Consider the following 4,708-nt stretch of genomic DNA (forward strand, 5'->3'; position numbering starts at 1 on the left):
CTACGAAACTCCACCGCACACTTCGCGCCTGCCACAGCACACTCACACCCAGTCGGGCCGCGACGCGGCGTGCTGGATCAGCATCCACTGGTCGCGCCGCGGGTTGAGGAGCCCGAGCCACAGCCACATGCCCAGCACCGCGCACCCGATGCCGATCGCCACGCGCACCGCCATGGCCCGGGCATCTTTGGCGCCGTCCGAAGCGGCCTTCGCATGCGGGATCGCCACGCGCACTCCGGAGACCAGCAGCCGGTGCGTGTTCACCCCGTACGGCGTGCAGGTCATGAGGGTGAGGCGGTCCTCACCGGGCACCACTTTGAGCTTGTCCACTTCGTTGGGCTTGATCACGCTGATGCGGTCCACCTTGTAGCCGAGCGTTTCGCCCAGCACGTCGATGTACATGACGTCGCCTTTGCGCAGTTCGTCGAGTCGCGTGAACAGTTCGGCGTTCACGAGGCCGCGATGCCCAGTGAGCACGACATGCGTATTTTTACCCCCTACCGGCAGCGAGGTACCGTAGAGATGGCCGATTCCGCGTGCGAGCACGTCGTCGCTGGTGCCGTGGTAGATGGGTAGATTGACGGAGATTTTGGGGACGCGCACGGTGCCGATTACGCCTTCGCCGACGTCGAGCAGGCTTTGGTATTCCTTGTCTTGGGCGGCGAGGGAGTCGTCGCCGCTGCTGTTCGCATTGCTGGACGCACTGCTGGGCGCGCTGCCGCTCGCATCGCTATTCGCATTGCCGCTGCGCCCAGCACCCCCAGAGCTTCCAGCCCCAGCACCGTCCGCATCCGGCGCCTCCAGCGGATCACGCGCCTCCCCTATGACGCTTTGACTAGTTTTTGCGAGCCGCTGATTGTACGCGCGCGCTGCGGCGAGCGCCGCTTTGACTTTCTGGTATGGCCATCCGGCCACGGTTTTGGCGGTTTGGCTGGACACATTGTCGACTTGGCTGCGCTCGAGCGCCCGCATGGCGAACGGCGTGCCTACGACCAGCACGGATCCGGCGATGAGCAATACGGCGAGGATACCGAAGAACGAGGAATGGCGTTTTTCGCGATGTTCAGCTTCACGTTCGGCGCGGCCTTCCTCGTCGATGCCGAGGATGTGCTCCCACGTAGGAAAGTCGACGGTTTCGGCGGCGGAATTCGAAGCGATATCCGACGAATTGTCCGCAACAGCCAATGTGGCGGAATCAATGGCGGCGGAATCGCTCGAAGAACCCGACGCAGCTACGTTACCCAACACCGCTGAAGCACCGGAAAACCTTGACATAAGGGAAGTGAGCATGCTGCGCAGTCGGGCCACGATTTCGCCCGTTTTACGCGCACGCTTACTGCTCATATGCATTCCTTCGTATTGCTTTACTGGACGCGATGCCGTATTCCTTTGCACCGCGATAGTTGTGCGGATTTTTCTGACCCAATCGTCGGACAATCGGCGGACGAGTCGCGGCGACACGCATAGAGGGGTGGAACTGGGTTCCACCCCTCATGGGTTGTTTTAGGTTGGGTTGGGAGCGACCGCTAAGCGGAACTCCGGTTGGTCAGGCTCGCACGGCCCTGGTATTGGACTTGCGGGAGCGGACTGCGGCGGCCGCGCCAGCACCACCCAGCAGCACACCGACCGCGATCACGGCCGCCAGGCCCGCGCCACCGGTCATCGGTAGCTGGGTCAGGTTCTTGGCGTTGTAGACGGTGTACTGCCATGCGCCCTCGTCATCACCGTCAGCGATTGCGGAGGAATCGGTCACATAGCCCTTGTCATCGCCGGCAGCATCAGAGAACGTGGCGCCGGTGATGGTCTTTTGACCGTCAGCTTCGTCGCCCGTAGTCGAGTCGATGGTGAAGGTGAACTTCGGCAGGAACGCCTGGGTGTAACCCTCCGGTGCCTCGGTTTCCTTCACGGTGTAGGTGCCGGAATCGAGACGATCCAGGTTGATAGTGCTGTCTTCTTCATTTTCCCCATCGGGTTCAATCAGACCAACCACATTGCCTTCATCATCAGAGGTGAAGTTAGTGGCATCGCTTTCATCATCCACGTAGCTCCACGCGCCTGCATTCTCGCCTTCTTCATCATCAACCCATGCCAGCCACTTGGTGGCATCGCCCGGGGCGCTCACGTGGAAGGTCGCGCCTCCCAAAGCTTCACCGGCCTTGTCGGTCTTATGCAGACGGAAACGGTAGGTGTACACGTTGACCTCATCGCCCGGAGTGGTGTGGGTCTGGGTCAGGTCCTCCGGCTCGTTGGAGTAGGTCAGGCTGTCCTTGCTCGGGTTGCCCTGAGCGTTGGCGCTATCGGAGATCAGCGCGTTGTTATTCAGCGTGGCCTTGAGAATCACTGTGACAGTGCCGCCCTCAAGAATCTTGTCCGCCTCAGACTTGGTTCCATCAGCAAGGTTGACATACTTGGCGAGATCGATGGTGGTGGTCTTGCCGCCCTTGTACGGAGCATTGCCATCAGTAATGGACTCGGTCGTCACGGTGTAGTCCGTGCCCTTCACGAGTTCCTGCGTCGTGTTACCGCTTGTGACTTTAACGGAAACCACAGCACCCTCACCCGCAGCACGAATGGTACCAGTATCCACAGTCAGACCCTTGGATGCGATATCGGTGATCTTGTAGACACGGCCTTTGGTGAGGTCAGTCGCATTGGCAGCATAACCGGTGTAGTACGGCAGCGTAGCGGTCAACTTGTAATACACGGTGTCACCTACAGCGTAGTCGGGCTGATTCTGAGCTGTTGTACCATTCTCATCCGTCACGACTTTCTTGGTGACGGTCGGCGTAGAGTTCTTCAGAGAAACCTGTCCCAAGTCGTTTGTTCCGTCAGAGGTAAACGTCACATCCTCGTTTTCCGTCGTGGGATTGCCTTCCCCATCTTCACCAGCAACTGGAATGTTGACAGTGTAGGTGGTGGAAACAAGGATCGGAGCGGACTGGGTTTCCTTCTTCGTGTCTTCCTTGGCATCAGTGCCCGCACCAATAGTCGTTGTATCGCGCAGCAGATAGAAGCCCTGGGGGACTGTATTTTCCCGTCCGTCTTCAGAACTGGTCAAGCTCTGAACATCAGCCGACGTAGAATCCATGCCCTTGATGGCTGTGGACACCTCGGTGGCGAACTGACGCAATACGGAAGCATTGCTGCCGTCCTTGGCATCGCCACCCCAGTTGGCCTCGTCTTCATACGTATCATCAGCTTCAAACAAACCATCATCACCATAGTTCGCAAAGAACCAGCCAAGCGGATTCGGGTCACCTGCACCAGCCGCAACACTATCAGCGCATTCTTTAGCACAGTAGCTATTATCTGCTTGGTAGGACGCCAGCAACGTTTGGTTATCAACCGTGATGTTCCCCAGAGCTGTCTTAATCGCATCCTTATATATTTTGGTAGTTTCCAGCGTATATCCGGTCATCACATCGTTCTCGTCATACGAAATCGAGGTGAGGTAGCCGAGACGGTACCCGTTGAACGTGTGCTCAATCTCACCGCCGCTGATGGTGATCGTTCCAATGGCTTCGTCACCAATCGCAACGCTTGGGTAGGCGCCATTACCGCCGCCTTCGCCAGCCCAAGCGGACCCGGCGCCAAGCGCCATGCCGCTCAGCGCGATGCCCAGGGCCGCAATGCCCGAGACCATTCTTCTCAGATTCGCGTTCATCTCTTTCTCCTTTCCGTAGGGCCTCGTCCAAAACCTTTCCGCAAGATCTCTTCCGAGACCTCGTCGTAAGGCCTCTTCACGAGACCGTCAAGACAACGCGCACGCCTCGCACAACGCCGCACATCGCAGTACGCCCTAATTCGCTCCTTGGCTGTTCCTTCGTGTACGTCATGGAAGCATCCCTGCTTCCCCTTTTGCGCGCCGCGCCAACATTCGCCGCTAACAGAATCGCCTCATTACGACAACCTGCCTCGGCAAAGCGTTGCCATAGTGTCAAAAGCACTACCTAGCCTAAACGTTTTCATTTCCTTTGTCAAAACCACGTAAAGTCTTATAGGGGGTAGATTTCCAGCACAACGGTGTATATCGGGGGCAATTATGTACTATATAGACCTCTTCGTCTCATCATCGGCGCACAACAGAAGCGGCAAATACAGCAAACGTTGTCACATCCTCCAAACCGCCCCCGTACGCTGAACGAACACTGCAGTCCGTCATACACACTGCATACGTATCACCACGCACGGTACCACCCGTACATGCGGTACCGTCATACAGGTGTCAGCACCCCCAGTACTAGCCCCTGCAGTTACCAGCACCACCAGCATTCCAAGCAATAACCACTAGCACCACTCACGCACGCACACCAGACGAGTGACGCGGGCCACCGCCTGCACGAACACCACCCGCACGGCCACCCACCAACGCGGCACCGGCCACCTGCCCATGCCGAATCAGCCACGACCGCCGCCACAGCCCGGCCAACCACACAACAGCACAGCCAATAATCAGCACCAGCAGCCCAACCACGACCGCCGCCACGGTCGTCATCTCTCCCGGCTCGTCGTACTGCGTCTTGTCCGGCACCTTCGGATTCGGAATCCTGTGCCCGCGCACCAGCAGCCGGTGCGAGTTCACCCCGTACGGCGTGCAGGTGATTAGCGTGGCATAGTCGCGCCCCTGCTCGATGTTGAGTTTGCTGATCTCGCTCGGCAGCACCACCGAAATCTGGTCCACCTTGTACGTGTAGGTTTCGTCGAGCAC

Annotated in this window: 3 protein-coding genes; all 3 read right to left on the reverse strand. The window is 58.6% G+C overall.

Features of this window, described 5'->3' with window-relative positions; all coding sequences use genetic code 11:
• Nucleotides 1-42: 42 nt before the first annotated feature.
• On the reverse strand, nucleotides 43-1,344 hold the full coding sequence (locus ACR0P8_RS08675) for a class C sortase (protein ID WP_432624688.1): 1,302 nt from the start codon (nucleotides 1,342-1,344) through the stop codon (nucleotides 43-45).
• 202 nt (nucleotides 1,345-1,546) lie between these two features.
• Nucleotides 1,547-3,664 (reverse strand): SpaA isopeptide-forming pilin-related protein, encoded by a 2,118-nt coding sequence (locus ACR0P8_RS08680; protein ID WP_432624689.1) that lies wholly within the window; start codon nucleotides 3,662-3,664, stop codon nucleotides 1,547-1,549.
• Between the two features lie 633 nt (nucleotides 3,665-4,297).
• Nucleotides 4,298-4,708, reverse strand: a 411-nt coding sequence (locus ACR0P8_RS08685; RefSeq protein ID WP_432624690.1) for a sortase, incomplete at its 5' end; no start/stop codon positions are given.

The organism is Bifidobacterium sp. (assembly GCF_050874245.1).
Taxonomy (GTDB): domain Bacteria; phylum Actinomycetota; class Actinomycetes; order Actinomycetales; family Bifidobacteriaceae; genus Bifidobacterium.

Excerpts from the sequence above, each read along its gene's own strand:
- ACR0P8_RS08680 (WP_432624689.1), bottom strand. The coding sequence starts at position 3,664 with ATGAACGCGAATCTGAGAAGAATGGTCTCGGGCATTGCGGCCCTGGGC.
- ACR0P8_RS08675 (WP_432624688.1), bottom strand. The coding sequence starts at position 1,344 with ATGAGCAGTAAGCGTGCGCGTAAAACGGGCGAAATCGTGGCCCGACTG.